Origin of the sequence: Brucella sp. TWI432 (genome assembly GCF_039674445.1) — a bacterium.
In the GTDB taxonomy this organism is placed as follows: Bacteria; Pseudomonadota; Alphaproteobacteria; order Rhizobiales; family Rhizobiaceae; genus Brucella; species Brucella chromiisoli.
This window is the reverse complement of the sequence record NZ_JBDJNL010000014.1, coordinates 30557-46512: the sequence shown is the minus strand read 5'-3', so window position 1 is coordinate 46512 and position 15956 is coordinate 30557. Positions and strand designations below refer to the sequence as shown.

The window sequence follows — 15956 nt, the reverse complement described above, 5'->3', positions numbered from 1 at the left end:
TCACTCAAAAATGCCGTCATATGTTTGTGACATGAATCGGGTTTTCTTCATTCAAATTCGGGTTGCCAGTCGGAAGGACAACCAAATGAGCGAAGAACAGATCGATCCAAAAAAATATCGCACCCTGTTCATTTCAGATGTGCATCTTGGTTCCAAAGCAGCTCAAGCTGAGCTTTTGCTTGATTTTCTGCGCTATCACGAGGCGGAAACGATCTATCTGGTTGGCGATATTGTCGATGGCTGGCGCCTGCGTCGCAACTGGCACTGGCCGCAGGAGCATAATGATGTTGTGCAGAAACTGCTACGCAAAAGCCGCAAAGGCGCGACAATCATTTATATCGCCGGCAATCACGACGAATTTCTGCGAAATTTTCAGGGCACACATTTTGGCGGCATCGAGGTGATGAACCGCGCCATTCACGAAGCTGCGGATGGCCGCAAGTTTCTGGTCATCCACGGCGACCAGTTCGACGTGGTTGTGCGCAATGCGCGCTTTATCGCCTATCTGGGTGACTGGGCCTATGACACAGCGATCTGGATCAACACGGTTATGAGCCGTATACGCGCGACGTTCGGATTGCGTTATTGGTCATTTTCCGCATGGGCCAAATTTCGCGTGAAGAAGGCTGTCAATTTCATTGGAAAATTTGAAGACGTGGTTTCCGATGAAGCAAAACGCATCGGCGTGGATGGTGTGATCTGCGGTCATATTCATCACGCAACCATCGGAAATATGAATGGTGTTGAATATATCAATACCGGGGACTGGGTCGAAAGCTGCACAGCGGTTGTCGAGCATTTCGATGGTCGCATGGAATTGCTTGAATGGACGCAATGTCTCGCTCAACGCCCATCGATCCCGGCTGATCGGGAAAGCAGCAAGATAATCAGGCTTCCAAAACAAACTCGAAAAGCGGTGAATAGCAACAGATGAAGAAACTCGTCATCGTGACAGACGCGTGGCATCCGCAAGTGAATGGCGTGGTGAGAACGCTGACAAAATGCTGTGAACTGATGACAGCGCGTGGCTACGAGGTGATTGTTGTTTCGCCGCTGGATTATCGCTCTGTTCCGTGTCCGACTTATCCAGAAATTCGTCTGGCCATGACAACACCGGCTGCCGTCCGGCGGCGATTGCTTAAGATGCAGCCCGATTATGTGCATATCGCAACCGAAGGTCCACTTGGTTTTATGGCACGCAGGGCATGTCTTAAGATGGGCTGGAGCTTCACGACAAGTTTCCATACGCGCTTTCCGGAATATCTTCAGGACCGCTTTCCCATACCACCAAAATGGACTTATGCATTTTTACGCCGCTTCCATAATCTTGCATCGCATACACTTGTTCCGACCCAATCCATTCTGGATGACTTGCGGGAGCGCGGCTTTACGGGATTGGAATTATGGACGCGCGGTGTTGACCGCACGCTGTTTCATCCGCGTGATGATGTGGCAAGAGACCTTCCAAAGCCAGTTTTCATCTGTGTTGGACGCGTTGCGACAGAAAAAAACCTGCCAGCATTTCTTGAGCTTGATCTGCCCGGCACAAAACTGATTGTCGGCGATGGCCCTGCGCTCAATGACTTCAGGTCGCGTTTCCCGGATACGGTATTTATCGGAAAAAAAGAGGGCAAAGAGCTGGCGCAAGTCTATGCATCAGCGGATGTTTTCGTTTTTCCAAGTAGAACCGATACATTCGGCCTTGTTCTGCTGGAAGCTATTTCATCAGGCCTTCCTGTAGCGGCCTATCCTGTTCCCGGATCATCCGATGTTGTGGGTGCCACAGGCGCAGGCGTTCTTTCGGAAGATTTGCAGACTGCTTGTCTTGCTGCCCTTGAAATGCCTGCCTTTAACCCTGCTGAAGTCCTCAAACCCTTCACATGGGAGGCCTGCGCGGATATTTTCGAGAACGTGCTCTCATCAGCAACGCGCCTCACGCAGGCAGCACAGGACGCCCATAATCAACCCCAGACGGCCGCTTCCGGCGGATAAACAAGAGCACCATCATAATGAAGGCCGGGAATGCGATCCTGCGCCAAGAGCAGTGGACCATCGAGATCAACGACATTGGCTTTCTGTGCGAGCAACACGGCCGGAGCCATACCCAGCGATGTGCCGACCATACAGCCAACCATGATCTGCAATCCAAGCGCAGTTGCCTTTTCGCGCATGATCAGCCCTTCGGTCAGACCGCCGGCTTTGTCGAGCTTGATATTGACTGCATCATAACGCTTTGCGAGGTCTTCAAGACCAATCGACGTATGCACGCTTTCATCGGCACAAATGATGACCGGACGTTCAATTCGGCTGAGAATTTCGTCCTTGCCAGCGGGCAGGGGCTGTTCGATCAGAACCACACCGGCCTTTGCGGCAGCGGCCATGTTTTCTATAATGTTGTCATCAGTCCAGCCTTCATTGGCATCGATGATAATGCGGCTGTTGGGAGCAGCCTTTGCAACAGCCAAAATACGCTCAATGTCATTATCGCCCCCCATCTTGACCTTGATCAGCGGATAATGGGCAACCTTAGCCGTCGATTCAGCCATTTCAGCAGGCGTACCGAGCGACACCGTAATCGCAGTTTCAAGCGGGCGGGTTGGTGTTCCAAGCAAGTCTGCAACACGTTTGCCAGATATTTTTGCTTCCAGATCCCAGAGCGCGCAATCAACCGCATTGCGCGCGGCACCGGCAGCCATAATTGTCTGTATTTCCTGACGCGTTGCACCCTTTTCAAGGGCATCACGCACGACCTCAATCTGTTCGCTCACACTCTCAATCGATTCGCCATAGCGTGCATAGGGCACACATTCGCCACGCCCACGCTTTCCTTCATGGCTTATCTCGCACACGATGACCGAAGCCTCCGTCTTGGAGCCGCGGGAGATTGTGAATTTCCCGGCAATAGGATAGCGTTCATGAATGATTTTCAAGTTTTTGTGCATGGCTATGGCTTCCAGTACGCAGTATTTCGGTCGCGCAACGACTCGTATAAGGGTTAGGCCATGTTGACCGACACCGACGACAAAGCAAGTGCTGCCGCCAATGTCGCGCCAAAGATTGATTTGGCCGAGCAGGATAACTTACGTCTCATAAACCTGAGCGGACATTGGATTTCTCAGAACGTTGGCGTTGTCGACAAAAAAATGCGCGAGCTCGAAAAAATTGGCGGCTCGCAGGCAGCGATCATCAACGTTGCGGGTGTGGAAAGTCTTGATACGGCTGGTGCCTGGCTGATCGAACGCCTGCGCCACCGTCTGTTGTCTCAAAAGATCGATGTTGAACTCCAAGGCGTTAAGCCAGCATGGCTGCCGCTTGTGGAAGAGGTCGGCAAATCCGTCGAACGCACGCTGGACGTGCCACAGACCAAGAAGCCTTTCTTCTTTATCAAAATGCTGGATTCCATCGGGCGTGGCGTCACCTCGATGTTTCAGGATTTCCTGATGGCAATGCACATTCTTGGTGCAACAATTCGCGGTGCGCAGCTGAAAGCCGGGCGCGGCAGTGGTATTCCGTTTCCGGCAATCGTCAAGCAGATTGACCGGATGGGCGTGGGCGCGATCCCGATTATTGTCCTTATGTCAACAATTGTTGGTGCCATCATTGCACAGCAGGGCGCCTTCCAGCTTCGCTATTTTGGCGCTGAAATTTTCGTGGTTGATCTGGTCGGCATTCTGGTTCTGCGTGAACTCGGCGTGCTTCTGACTGCCATCATGATCGCCGGACGATCCGGCAGTGCGATCACGGCTGAAATCGGCTCGATGAAAATGCGGGAAGAAACAGATGCGCTCACCGTTATCGGGCTTAATCCAGTCGGTGTTCTTGTCTTTCCGCGACTTGTCGCGCTTGTGGTGATTCTGCCGCTTCTGACAATCATTGCAGATCTTTCAGCTTTGGTAGGCGCTGCAGCGGTTACTTATTTCTACTCCAACATCTCGCCGGAAGCATTTATCAGCCGCTTGCATGATGCCGTTGCACTCAACACCTATTTTGCAGGTCTTATTAAAGCACCGTTTATGGCGATGATTATCGGTATACTCGCTTCTGTTGAAGGCATGAAAGTCGGCGGCAGCGCAGAATCACTGGGCAGTCGCGTAACTGCCTCTGTGGTTAAATCAATTTTCATCGTCATCGTTGTCGATGGTTTGTTTGCGATATTCTACGCTGCAATCGACTTCTAAGTCTTCAATATCCCTCTATATAAGGAATTGTGGGGCCTTTCGGACACAGTTCCAGACAGAACTTATATAGCTTTGTTTCATACTGTTCTGTCGAAGCGCACGCTCAGGTAAAGAGTAAATATGGAGACTATCATCGATAACCAGCAGCCAATGCAGGATACACAAAGCAGCGAAGCGCCTGTGCCGATCATTTCGGTGCGGGATGTTACCGTTGGCTTCGGTGGCCGCGCTCCTGTACTCGATAGCTTATCGCTCAATATTTATAAGGGCGAAGTCCTTGGCTTCATCGGGCCGTCAGGTTCTGGTAAATCTGTGCTGATGCGGACCATTCTTGGACTGAACAAAAAGCAGTCGGGTGAGATCGAGATATTGGGACGCAATATCGACAAGATCACAGAAGCCGAGAAAATGGCAATTGATATGCGCATGGGCGTGTTGTTTCAGCATGGCGCCTTATTTTCAGCACTCAGTGTGCTTGAGAACATTCAGGTTCCGATGCGCGAATATCTTGATCTTCCGCCCAAGCTTATGGATGAACTGGCGCGTCTCAAAATCGATCTGGTGGGCCTAAGTCCTGATGCGGCTGATAAATTTCCATCTGAACTTTCCGGCGGCATGATCAAGCGTGCGGCATTGGCACGTGCTCTGGCGCTTGACCCGGACATTGTATTCCTTGACGAGCCGACATCTGGTCTTGATCCGATTGGAGCGGCAGACTTTGACGAACTGATCGCCAATCTGCGCGATACAATGGGGCTTACCGTTTATATGGTGACGCACGATCTTGACAGTCTGTTTGCGATTTGTGATCGCATTGCCGTTCTGGGTAACAAAAAAGTTTCGGTTAGCGGTTCCATTGAAGACATGCTGGCTGTAGACGATCCATGGGTTAAATCCTATTTTCGAGGAAAGCGCGCACGTCAGATCGACACCTCTGCGCCAAGCAGAAGACGGCCCGGCAGCGGCAGCCGCTTGCAGACTGGATAAGATATGGAAACGAAGGCCAATTATGTACTGGTAGGAGTTTTCACGCTGATCGTCAGCCTGCTGGCTTTCGGTTTCGTGTACTGGATCGCGCGCTATGGCGAAGCCAGAGACTCCGTAGAGCTTGATGTACGCATACCCGGATCGGTAACGGGTCTGGGGATCGGCAGTCAGGTTCTGTTTAACGGTATCAAAGTCGGGGACGTCCGCTATCTTCACCTCGACGAAACAAATCCGGGTATGGTGATCGTTAAAACGCGTGTGAATGCAACAACACCGATTACCCGTTCAACTGAAGCGACACTAGGCTTTCAGGGTCTGACAGGTCAGGCCTATATTGAGCTTAAGGGTGGGCGGCTTGACGAGCCAAACCTTCTTACCGAAGCTGCAAAAGAAGATACGGTTGCACGCATTGATGCCGATCCATCTGCCGTGAACAATCTTCTGGCGACCGCGCAGGATATTTTTGCGCGCGCAAACAGCGTGCTGGGCGAGCTTGAAGGCTTTGTCACAGAAGCGCGCGGGCCGCTGACTGACACGATCAAAAACACCAAGACCTTCACAGATGCACTGGCAAAGAATGCCGATGTGATTGATGAGCTGGGCTCCAACGCGGACAACATCAACCAGATCGTTTCCGATGCCAAAGAAATGATGGGGCGCTTGAATGCTGCTTCATCGCGCATCGAAGATGTGATTGCGAAGGCGGACCATTTGCTCTCCAGTGACGATAAGGACGGTGTTGTGGCGCAAGCCAAGGCAACGCTTGAATCCATTCGCCAGCTTTCCAGCAATCTGGACAAGCGCATTTCACCCATTGCCAGCAATCTTGAACGCTTCTCCGGTCAGGGCTTGACCGATATTCAGGCGCTGATTGGTGATAGCCGTCGCGCTGTACAACGTGTAGAACAGGCTGTATCCGATATTGAGCGCAATCCGCAGCGATTGTTCTTTGGTGGCCCCGGCAGCGTACCGCAGTATAACGGAAGGACGCGTCATTAATGTCCAATACAGGTTCTGTGGTGGTAAATTCCCATCGTCGTTTCATTATGCCTCTTCTGCTTGCAACCTTGCTGGCAGGTTGCGGGACGACAACACCGCTCGACACATTCAGCCTTTCCGCACCGCAGCAATCGCAGTCCGCATCGGCGAACCGCAAGAACCTTCAAATTCTGGTGCCCCCACCAAGCGCTTTGAAAGCGCTTGATAGCCAGAACATCGTCGTCAACACTGCGCCCGGTGCCATTGAATATCTCAAAGGCGCGCAATGGGGCGACAGGCTGCCAAACATCGTTCAGTCGCGTCTTGTGCAGGCCTATGAAAATACCGGCGTATTTGGCGGTGTTGGGCGCCCCGGTGACGGTTTGGCCATCAACTATCAGATCCTGAGCGATCTTCGCGTATTCAGTATTCAGGCCTATGGTGCTCAGAGAGCCGCAGTGGTGGAAATCGCCGTCAAGCTTATGAATGACAAGAATGGTGAAGTCCGTGCCACACGCGTTTTCCGTGCCACAACACCAGTCTATGGCACGTCCAACAACGAATATGTCAAAGCGCTGGATAGTGCTTTTGAACGTGTCGCCAGCGAAATTGTTGGCTGGACAATTTCTTCACTCTAAGCGTTAAAACATAAAAGGCAGCTTGTTTTCACAAGCTGCCTTTTTTCTCGCCCGTCACTTCTGAAGTTCATACAGAACCGTCAGTTTAAACCAGCACCGGGCAACACCCGAACCCCAAGCTTTTCTAAAAAAACTGGAAATAAAAAAACGCGGCCCATGAGCCGCGTTTTCATTACTTTATTGGCTTTTCTTACCGCAGGCGACCGCTTGCATGGGCCAGCATCGTGTAAACTTTACCGGTATCTGACGTCAGGTAAGTCTGCGTCACCATGTTATCGCGGTCATTGCGCGCAACGTCTTCAAGCAGACGCTGGAAGTCGTCCATGTAACGATCTACAGCGCGACGGAACTCACCATCCGTCTGATATTTACGCTTGATGTCGTCAAAGGTCTGCTGTCCCTTGAGCGTATAGAGACGACGGGTAAAGACATTCCGTTCACCGCGGCGATAGCGGTCCCATAGCTCAACGGATGCTTCATGATCGATTGCGCGGGCAATATCGACCGAAAGCGAGTTGAGCGATTCAACCACATGGCTTGGCGAGCGAGGAGCCTGTGTAGGCTGTGCCTGCGATGGGGCGGCCACCTCATCCTCGCGCGATGCACGGGCAAGAAGGTCAGAAACCCAACCGCGTGGCTTATCAGAGGATACAGCTGGCTGTGCGGGTTTAGGGGCTTCTACCGGACGGGTGCGAACAGCGACGTCGGCCTGTGGCTGCACTGCCATGATAGGAGCCTGAACCGGAGCTGGCCTCTGTGTCTGAACCGGACGCGAAACAGGGCGATCTGCGCGGCTTTCACCAACATCAACCAAACGTCCCGACTTGTTGACGATTTCAGCAAGTTCCTTGAGAGCATTGATCTGCTCGCCAACGGCTTTGCGCATTGCGCTCGTCGTTTCCTTGGCTTCCGCAGGCATATCCAGAACGCCGCGCTTGAGTTCACCACGGGTTGTGTCGAGCTCTGTGCGAATTTCTGTTGCCGTGCGGCGGATATCGTCGGTCGCAGCGGAGAACTTCTGCGATGCCTGTTCGACGATCTCAGCAATGCTTTCACGCATCTTCTCAGCCGAAGAACGGGTCTGGCCCTCTGCGCGCTGGAAGGCCGATGCCACGATCGTTTCAAACGACTGCATCAGATTCTCAATGCCTTCCGACTTCTCAACAAGGCCCGAAGCAAGCTTGTCAAGCGCGAGATGGCGATCTTCAAGCGTACCGGCAAGACCATTCTGTGCCGAGCTGATCATATCCGAAGCAGTTGAGAGAACCTTGCCATGCTCTTCAAAGCGCTCGGCAATATCAGCAATCTGCGACAGTGTACCATCGGAAAGCGCGCGCAGCGTGCCAATATTGTTGTCGATGAGACCCGTTGAGGCCTGGAACATCTGTGCTGCGCGGTTTGCATTTTCAACGAAGCTGCTTGTCGTTTCAACAAGGCGGCCGTCAATGCTTGTCAGGTTGCGCGCAGCAGATTCGATCAGCTTGCCAAGTTCGCTATTTGAAGCGGCGAGGCGATCAATCAGCTCGCTTACATTGTCTGACAGTCCCGTCTTTGCCTGCTGCACGGCTGCAATGGTTTCTGCCGTACGGCTGGCCAGTGCATTGACGAGCGCTGCGTTCTCAGCACGCAGACGATCAGTGGCTGCATGGGTCGCTTGTTCAAGCTGTTCTGCCAATCCGCGACCGCTATCCGCCAGACGCTGCACAAGAGGCTCGGCAGTGTCGCTGAGAATCTGTGTGATTTCCTGCGAGCGCGCTGCCAGAACTGCATTGAGTTCACGTGTGCGTTCTTCAAGCGTAACAGCCGTTGTGTCTGTTACCTGAGCGATACGTGCTTCAACGGAACCCAGTTCCGTTGTGATCCGCGAGCCAATGTCACCAAGGCGCGTGGCAATGGCATCAGCACGTTCGGTGAGGCGCGCTTCTGTGCCGGACAGGTTTTCAGTAACGCTTGATGAGAATGCTTCGCTGTGACCGGCCAATGTTTCACTGGTCCGGGTCGCCGTGTCAGCAATACGCGCTTCAATCGCCGAAAGTTCGCCGGTGAGGCGGCTTTCAATGGCTTCAAGTCCACCGGCAATAGCGCTTGCACGCTCACTTAGACGGGCTTCTGTGCCTGCCAGATTATCGGCAACACTTGCTGCAAATGCTTCGCTATGACCGGCAAGTGTTTCGCTTGTCTTGCTCGCCGTATCAGCAATGCTGCTTTCAATCTGGGCCAGACGCGATGCAATTGCATTGGCTCGCTCACCGAGGCGTTCCTCAGTCGCAGCAAGATTGGTCGTCAGATCAGCGCTGAAATTCTGACCAAAACCGTCGAGCGATTCACCAGCCTTCGCTGCTTCTGCGGACAGAATGCTGGCAGCTTCCGTGATCTTCTCGCGCAGCGAACCAGCAACGACGCCTGCACTGTGTTCAAGTGCACGGCGAACATTGTCAACGCCCATCGTGAGCGCCTTTTCCATGGTCTGCGTGCGCTCTTCGATAATGCCAGTCTGACCTTCAAATGCACGGCCGATCGCATGGCTGCTGTTTTCAATCGCATGATGCAAATTGGTCGTGCGTTGCGAGAGAATTTCGCCATGGTCCTGAAGCGTCTGGCTCAGAGATGCAGTGGTTTCAGTGAGCGTTTCGCGGATGGCAGCAGCACGACCTTCAATGGTCTGTTCATGTCCATCAAGAATATGGGCAAGGGTGCTGTTGTGATCGTTGAGAACCGAGCGAAGACCGCTCGTACGTTCTTCTACACGCTGAACATGATCGGTAAATGTCGCCTCGAAAGCATCACGGCTTGCGCCGATGGTTTCGCTGATGGCTTGCGAACGCTCATCAAAGACACGCGCCAGCTGCTGCTGATTGTCTGCAATAAGCGCCTGCAAAGCGGTGACGCGCTCATCGAACGTGCGTGCCAGAACTTCGCGATTTTCATTGAAGTTATCGCGCAACACGCTTGTGCGTTCATCCAACAACTGAGCAAGCATGGCCTGATTGCCGGCGATCACACTGTTGAGCGAGGCTGCACGCTCGTCAAGCGAACGGGCATGATCAGAAAATGCTGCATCAAGACGCGAAGCATTGTTTGCCATTTCTTCCTGAAGAACATTTGTTCTGTCAGCAAGGATCGCAGCATGGTGCTCTGCGGCTGAATTGAGCGCAGATGCGCTGCTGTTGATGGCGTTTTCAATGTCGCTCGTGCGAGCAGTCAACGTATCGGCATGACCACGAATGACAGTCGAAACACGCTCAGTTTCGCCTTCAAGCGAAGAAGCCAGTACGTCGCGGCTTTCCGCAAGCTTGCCTGCAAAGGCTGAAGCCTTTTCGTTGAGAACATTGCCAACGCTCTCGCTGATCGAATTCAGTTCATCGCTGATCTTCGTCTTAGTTTCATCGATCATACCAATCATTGCATTGCGCCCACCTGAGAAGGTTTCGGCAATTTCACGGGTACGGGCAATGAGATTTTCATTGATCTGGCGTGAACGGGTTTCAAGGGCCGCGTTGAGCTTTTCCGTGCTACTGTCAAGCGCATGCGCACGTGTTTCAAACTCGGTCAGAAGCGAGCGACCACGTTCATTGAGTGTCGTATCAAGCTGCGCGAGACGTGTATCGAACTCGCTGACCATTGACTGGGTTGCACCACCGAGCAGTGTCGCAATGCCCGCCGTGCGTTCGTCCAATGCCGAGCTTACACGTTCCGAAATCTCGCGCGACTGCTGGTCAAGCGTTGTGATGCGGGTATCAAGCTCTTTCGAGAAAGATTCACCGGAACTGGTGATGCGGCTCGCAATATCGCCGGTACGCTTTTCAATAGCATCAGCAATGGCACCGCCACTTTCATTGATGCTGCCGATCAGACGCTCGCCGGAATCGCCCAACAGCGCACTGAGCTGTTCAGATGCGGAGGCAACATTATCGCGTATGATATTGGCTGCGCTCGACAATTCTTCCTTCAGCTGCTCATGCGCACCCGTAATGGAAGAGCGAACGCGTTCAGCATGGCTGACCACGGCTTCGCGTTCATTGCCAAGATCGCTGACAAGCGAACGAATACGGACTTCGTTGTCGCTGTACGCACGTTCAAGCTGATTGACCTCTGATTGAACAAGGGTCTCAAGTTCGACAGCACGCGCCAGCGTACGTTCGATACCTTCGTTCATTGCAGCAACTTCGCGGCGAACGGCCTGGCTCAGCGTGGAAACGCGATCACCCGCTGCTGCTTCAGGCTGCAACAGTTTCAGCGCTGCTTCCGACATGCTGCGTGCTGCAACATGCATTTCCTGTGCACGACGAACAATATGGGCAAAGCCCCAGAACATAGCGATAGGCAGCGCCACGCCTGCGGCGACGCCAATGCCGGATGGGGATGTGAAGAAATTCGTCGTTGCCTGGAGGCTTGAGAAAACGTCCGGGCTGATTGCTTTGCTGATTGCAACACCGCCAGCGGCCCAAAGGACACTCATGGCTGTTGTGGTCCAGTAAAGCCTGGATGAGCGTTCGGTTGCGCGGCGCGGCGCTGTCGCGATGGCACGGCCATTGCGTGAATCGTCGTTGGCTGGCGTCAGGGCTGCGGCAGGCGTGGCGGCGACAACAGATGGCGCAGGAGAGGCCGAAGAGGTTGCAGGCTTCGCTGCGGCGTCCTGAGCGATAGGCTTGGATTTATTGGCAGGCTTTGGCGCAACGTTGGCTGCTTCTGGTAAGGCGGAAGAAGCTGTTGTGTTGGCGACCGAAGCGATCGGAACAACCGGCGGCATTGGGGGGGCAGCCGGGCTTGCAATCACAGAAACGGTTGCGATCGTCTCTGCCTTCGCTGTTCCCTCTGTCGTAATATCAACGGAAGAGACCTGCGCGGCTTGAACCACTTTCGTGTTCTGCTCTGCGACCAGTTCTTCGGTCGCGCGCGAAATCTGCTCTTCGAGGTCATCGACTGAGAAATCTTCGTCAAACGCACTCATATCCATGTCGATGTCGAAATCGTCACCGAAATCAATGTCGAGTGCCTGTTCAAGTGCCTGTTCAACCTCATGGTCGAGCTTTTGCGCCTTGGATTTTGAAGCCATAGCCTTGCCTACCTCGTACTCAATTACTGCGACGGCCGGAACAACTCAGAGCCGTTACAAAACTTACTCCGCCATTTTTTATCGTACTGACTCAGGCTTGTTAAGGAAATAGGCACCCGGGCCAGATGTCTAAAACTTTAAATACAAGGTTAACAAAAATGAGTGAGCCTGTAAAAAATCCCGGAGTTCCGGCGTTTTTAGATGGGTGATCATTCTGTGGAAATCAAAACAATGTGCGAAATGACTATAACGCATCCTGTGTAAAAGGTTAACAAAATTACGCGCGGAAGGTGAACTGGTAGTTTTCCGCCACCCACAGTTTGATTCATGCTCCTACGCTTTGTCTTGTGATCATCAATCCTGCCGACCAGCTAGAACGGCATATTGGCGCAGTTCTCTGCCAAGCTGGTTCCCGTGGTTGAAACTCCTGGCATAAGACCGTATTTGCCTCTGCAACATATCAAAGAAGCTTGTTGCAGCTCACAGGGGTTGTTAAACAGCTTTCAATCGCGCCCTCTTGGCGTGTTCAGGACCTTAAAATGACAAAGATTATCTTCGTATCCGCTGATGGCGCATCCCGCATAGAAGTTGACGCTGACAATGGATCAAGCGTGATGGAAGCTGCAATCCGCAACGGTGTTCCGGGTATTGATGCGGAATGTGGCGGTGCCTGCGCCTGTGCAACCTGCCATGTTTATATTGATGAAGACTGGACTGACACGGTTGGCGGCCCGGATGCGATGGAAGAGGATATGCTGGATTTCGCTTACGAACCCCAGCCGAACTCGCGGCTTTCCTGCCAGATCCGCGTGCGCGACGAGATAGATGGCCTCGTCGTCACCGTGCCTGAACGCCAGAACTAAAGCGCATCCCGAAAAGGGTGAAGCGGTTTTCAGAACAAGATGCGTGTTAAAACAAACAGATAGAGCCGTTTTGGCTTACTGGCTCATTTTTTCAAGTTTGTAAGTCAGAAGCCGCTCAAAACGGCGCTCGAAATTGATCGTTTCAACGCGATCAAATTGCTCTTGCGCCTTATCATGGGCTATCATCAACTGCTCGGTCACTTTGTCGATGTCAGCGCGCAATGTCGAACAATCTTTACGGCTGCGAAGCGCACGTATCTCACGTTCCATCTCGCTCGCATGACTGCGGGCGATCACGATGTGGCTTTCTTCGTGGCGGCGAATATCCTGATAAAGGGTATCCCAGATCAGTGCGAGTTCGGGCGATGCTTTCCGGCGCTGTTTCCAGCGCGGCAGCATGACCTTCGCATGAACATTGACATAAACGTCCTGAACCTTGCAGGCGCGATCACCGGTCGCGCGACCATAACGCACTTTGGCGTCAAAGCGAATCTCGGCTGCGCCGGGATGATGCTGTCCGGTCTTTTTCAGAAACGGGCCGCTGCGCGACAATGCCTTGTCGAGATCTTCCGCAGTCTTTCCGTTGACATTATAATAACTGAACGTTCGGAAAATGGAGGCCGCTTGAGCCTGTGGTGCAACGACAGCCAGCGCCACTGTAATCGCCAGAACCCGTTTTTTAAAAGACATGTTCCGGCACCTCTTCATATAACCAGAAAGAAATTTGCAAATTCAACGATGAGCAACATGGCATGCAATCGTCAAGAGAACTATAACAACCACCATAAAACATTGTACTTGTTTTCTGGCTGCATTGTTTCCGACAAAAAAGACAATTGGAATATTCGTAAATGATGAAAGAATGGCAACTTGCCCATGGTCGTAACCTCCAATTGGGGACAAAATCTGTCATCATGGGCATTTTAAATGTCACGCCGGATTCATTCTCAGATGGCGGCCAATATAACGATGTCGATAAGGCTTTGGCGGTTGCTGAAAAGATGCTCGATGATGGCGCGACCATTATTGACGTGGGTGGCGAGTCGACCCGTCCGGGCGCTGAAGCGGTGGATGCTGAGACCGAAGCGGCACGCGTTGTTCCGGTTATTCGTGCGCTGACCGAGCGCTTCGGCTGCATCATTTCTATTGATACTTATCGCGCTTCAACCGCCAAACGTGCGATCGAAGCGGGCGCGCACATCGTCAATGACGTATGGGGGTTACAAAAAGAGCCTCAATTAGCCGAAGTGGCACGGGAAACCAGCGCCGGGCTGGTCATCATGCATAGCAGCCGCGACAGGGACACCAATCCCGATGTGATAGCCGACCAATTTGAATTTCTTGGCAGATCATTGGAAATCGCGGGCAGGGCAGGTATTGAAACCTCGCGCATTGTGCTCGATCCTGGTTTTGGCTTTGGCAAGGATAAGGACGACGACATTGCACTGATGGCACACATGGAAGCGTTGCAGCGTTTTGGCTATCCTCTGCTTGTCGGCACATCGCGCAAACGCTTTATTGGTGCAATCACCGAGCAGGCCGACCCTTTGAAGCGTGATGTGGGAACCGCGGCAACATCCGTGGCGACGCGTCTCGCCGGAGCCAGTATTTTCCGCGTCCATAATGTCGCTTTTAATAGGGATGCTCTTGCAGTCGCTGATGCTATCCTGCAAAGCAAAGCAAGTTCAAAATAGGAAATCAGGCCGTGTACACAATCCGTATCATGAATTGCGCATTCTTTGCGCACCACGGCGTCTTTGACGAGGAACATAAGCTCGGCCAGCGATTTTATGTCGATGCGATCCTTGATGTCGATCCCGGTGATTCCCTGGAAAATGACGATATTGAAGGCACGGTTCACTATGGGATCGCCTTTGCCGTCATTAAGGATATTATCACCGGGCGTCAGCGTTATTTGATCGAAACACTTGCGCTTGATGTCGGAAAGGCACTCAAAGAGCGTTTTCCGCAGATTAAACGTGCGGAAATTACCATTCGCAAGCCCAATGCACCGGTTCCGGGCATACTCGATCATGTCGAAGTCACGGTGGTATATCCGCGTTGATCGACGAAGACATGCCTTATCGCGCCTGGCTGGGCCTTGGCGGCAATATTGACGACCCTGTTGCGTCTATGGCCAAAGCATTGAAATTGCTTGATGGCCGTGAAGACACAAAGGTCGTCGCCGTGTCGAATGTCTATCGCACACCGCCATGGGGCAAAACTGATCAGGCGTGGTTTCACAATGCCTGCGCGGAAATAGTGACCGCGCTTGAGCCCCTCAAGCTTATCCAAATATGTCTTGATGTCGAACGTTCACTCAAGCGTGTGCGACTGGAGCGCTGGGGGCCGCGCATCATCGACATTGATATTCTCGCAATGCAAAACAAAGCGGGCGAGGCGATCATCATGAATGAGACCGCCCTTGAACTGCCGCATCCGCGCATTCAGGAGCGCGCTTTTGTGCTCGTGCCGCTTAATGATATTGCTCCGGAACTGGAAATCGCCGGTAAAAGCGTTTGCCAATGGGAAGCGGCCTGTAAGAGCGCTGAAATAGAAAAAGCCCGCACGGATGCGGGCTGGTGGCTTGAGCAATACCAGTCTTAATTCTTGGCGATGCTGCCGACAGCCATGTTGTCAACGCGCTTGAGGCTCATGCCGATCACCGGAACCAGTTCTTTTTCGACGCGAACAGACACCGTGACATTCATAGTGTTTTTATCGGCAACGCGTGCGAGCATGGCACCATTAAGTTCCTTGCGGTTAAGACCAAGCACAACCTTGTTGCCGCTGACCGAACCGGAAGTCACATTGAGACCTTTGCCTTCTGCTCCGTCATTGAACTTACCGGAATAGCTGGAGCCAGTGCGTGTAACCGTTGCCTTCATCGGCTGCGAGAAAACACCAACCCGGCAGGAACCATCCAGCGTCATGCCAACCGTATCATCGGGCGTGGTGCCTGCCAGCGTACAGACGAACTTCGTGCCTTTGTATTTTCCGGCAACGATCTCACCCGGACCCGACCATTGGCCTTCGATTGTCTGGAAAAACTGTTCATCCTTGTCTGCAGCCGATGCAGGCGCAGCAAAGAACGATGCGGGCAGTAGCGTGAGGCATGCAACGATGTAATTTTTCATATTCAGCTCTGTCCCGGAATTTCTACCATTAAGGGCGCATTCCAATAGATTATTTCAATACACGCCAACACAAATACGCAGCGTGTTTCGAAGGGGCAGGAATCGCAGATTCGAGCCCC

13 protein-coding genes and 2 pseudogenes are annotated in these 15956 nt (G+C 52.7%); 10 read left to right on the top strand and 5 right to left on the bottom strand.

Annotation, left to right across the window (positions count from 1 at the left end):
* Positions 1-85 precede the first annotated feature (85 nt).
* Positions 86-934 carry a UDP-2,3-diacylglucosamine diphosphatase gene (locus ABE527_RS16590; protein WP_499694116.1) on the top strand — a complete coding sequence of 283 codons (849 nt, stop codon included), beginning with the start codon at positions 86-88 and terminating at the stop codon, positions 932-934.
* Positions 931-1992 (top strand): glycosyltransferase family 4 protein, encoded by a 1062-nt coding sequence (locus tag ABE527_RS16585; RefSeq protein WP_499694115.1) that lies wholly within the window; start codon positions 931-933, stop codon positions 1990-1992. The genes ABE527_RS16590 and ABE527_RS16585 overlap by 4 nt, the downstream gene beginning before the upstream one ends.
* Here the strand turns inward: ABE527_RS16585 and dgcA are convergent.
* On the bottom strand, positions 1962-2942 hold the full coding sequence (gene dgcA, locus ABE527_RS16580) for an N-acetyl-D-Glu racemase DgcA (protein ID WP_499697600.1): 981 nt from the start codon (positions 2940-2942) through the stop codon (positions 1962-1964). The genes ABE527_RS16585 and dgcA overlap by 31 nt on opposite strands.
* A 60-nt stretch (positions 2943-3002) precedes the next feature.
* Here dgcA and ABE527_RS16575 point away from each other — a divergent pair, with 60 nt between their 5' ends.
* From ABE527_RS16575 to ABE527_RS16560, 4 genes are all read left to right on the top strand, one after another.
* Positions 3003-4178: an ABC transporter permease gene (locus ABE527_RS16575; protein WP_396996593.1), complete on the top strand. Its 1176-nt coding sequence runs from the start codon at positions 3003-3005 to the stop codon at positions 4176-4178.
* A 120-nt stretch (positions 4179-4298) separates the two neighbouring features.
* On the top strand, positions 4299-5165 hold the full coding sequence (locus ABE527_RS16570) for an ABC transporter ATP-binding protein (protein WP_265984711.1): 867 nt from the start codon (positions 4299-4301) through the stop codon (positions 5163-5165).
* A gap of 3 nt (positions 5166-5168) precedes the next feature.
* On the top strand, positions 5169-6164 hold the full coding sequence (locus ABE527_RS16565; RefSeq protein ID WP_265984710.1) for an MlaD family protein: 996 nt from the start codon (positions 5169-5171) through the stop codon (positions 6162-6164).
* Entirely contained in the window at positions 6164-6781 is a 618-nt protein-coding gene (locus tag ABE527_RS16560) for an ABC-type transport auxiliary lipoprotein family protein (RefSeq protein ID WP_265984709.1), read from the top strand. Before ABE527_RS16565 ends, ABE527_RS16560 begins: the two co-directional genes overlap by 1 nt.
* Before the next feature lie 190 nt (positions 6782-6971).
* Here the strand turns inward: ABE527_RS16560 and ABE527_RS16555 are convergent.
* Positions 6972-11342 (bottom strand): annotated as a pseudogene (locus tag ABE527_RS16555) (apolipoprotein A-IV repeat region-like domain-containing protein); the annotation flags it as partial.
* Between the two features lie 296 nt (positions 11343-11638).
* A pseudogene (locus ABE527_RS16550) lies at positions 11639-11837 on the bottom strand (hypothetical protein); the annotation flags it as partial.
* Positions 11838-12376: 539 nt separating this feature from the next.
* On the opposite strand from ABE527_RS16550, the gene ABE527_RS16545 reads away from it, so the two are divergent.
* Positions 12377-12700 (top strand): 2Fe-2S iron-sulfur cluster-binding protein, encoded by a 324-nt coding sequence (locus ABE527_RS16545; RefSeq protein WP_265984707.1) that lies wholly within the window; start codon positions 12377-12379, stop codon positions 12698-12700.
* 75 nt (positions 12701-12775) lie between these two features.
* On the opposite strand, the gene ABE527_RS16540 is transcribed toward ABE527_RS16545, so the two are convergent.
* Positions 12776-13390, bottom strand: a complete 615-nt coding sequence (locus tag ABE527_RS16540; RefSeq protein WP_499697599.1) for a DUF922 domain-containing Zn-dependent protease — start codon at positions 13388-13390, stop codon at positions 12776-12778.
* Positions 13391-13551: 161 nt separating this feature from the next.
* Between ABE527_RS16540 and folP the strand changes: the two genes are divergently transcribed.
* The 3 genes from folP to folK are packed head-to-tail and all read left to right on the top strand — an operon-like array spanning position 13552 to position 15307.
* A complete protein-coding gene (folP, locus tag ABE527_RS16535; protein ID WP_499697598.1) occupies positions 13552-14394 on the top strand; it encodes a dihydropteroate synthase in 843 nt (280 codons plus the stop codon).
* A gap of 11 nt (positions 14395-14405) precedes the next feature.
* Positions 14406-14765: a dihydroneopterin aldolase gene (gene folB / locus ABE527_RS16530; RefSeq protein ID WP_396996588.1), complete on the top strand. Its 360-nt coding sequence runs from the start codon at positions 14406-14408 to the stop codon at positions 14763-14765.
* 11 nt (positions 14766-14776) lie between these two features.
* Positions 14777-15307, top strand: a complete 531-nt coding sequence (gene folK, locus ABE527_RS16525) for a 2-amino-4-hydroxy-6-hydroxymethyldihydropteridine diphosphokinase (protein WP_499697613.1) — start codon at positions 14777-14779, stop codon at positions 15305-15307.
* Here folK and ABE527_RS16520 read toward each other — a convergent pair.
* Entirely contained in the window at positions 15304-15837 is a 534-nt protein-coding gene (locus tag ABE527_RS16520; protein WP_265984703.1) for a hypothetical protein, read from the bottom strand. The genes folK and ABE527_RS16520 overlap by 4 nt on opposite strands.
* Between the last annotated feature and the right edge of the window lie 119 nt (positions 15838-15956).